This is a genomic window from Azospirillum sp. TSH64, assembly GCF_003116035.1.
Classification (GTDB): domain Bacteria; phylum Pseudomonadota; class Alphaproteobacteria; order Azospirillales; family Azospirillaceae; genus Azospirillum.
Map to the genome: position 1 here is coordinate 3,359,129 of NZ_LGQW01000015.1, position 514 is coordinate 3,359,642.

Annotated in this window: 1 protein-coding gene; it reads left to right on the plus strand. The window is 65.8% G+C overall.

Features of this window, described 5'->3' with window-relative positions:
- A partial coding sequence (locus TSH64_RS16745; protein ID WP_282188108.1) for an FtsK/SpoIIIE domain-containing protein occupies positions 1–514 on the plus strand: 514 nt, incomplete at both ends.

The following is a 514-nucleotide window of genomic DNA, read 5'->3' on the forward strand; positions in this document are numbered from 1 at the left end:
TATGGTCGATCCCAAGATGCTGGAGCTGTCGGTCTATGACGGCATCCCGCATCTGCTGACGCCCGTCGTCACCGACCCCAAGAAGGCGGTGGTCGCCCTGCGCTGGGCCGTGCGCGAGATGGAAAGCCGATACGAGGCGATGTCCAAGCTCGGCGTGCGCAACATCGAGGGCTACAACGCCCGCATGGCCGAGATGATCGCCAATGGCGAGAAGATGCCGCGCCGCGCCCCGGCACCGGGCGAGCCGGAGAACGTCTTCGACCTGACGCCGTCGGAACCGACGCCGCTTCCATACATCGTGGTCATCGTCGATGAGATGGCCGACCTGATGCTGGTGGCCGGCAAGGAGATCGAGGCGGCGATCCAGCGTCTGGCCCAGATGGCGCGCGCCGCCGGCATCCACCTGATCATGGCGACCCAGCGTCCGTCGGTCGACGTCATCACCGGCACCATCAAGGCCAACTTCCCGACCCGCATCAGCTTCCAGGTCACCAGCAAGATCGACAGCCGCACC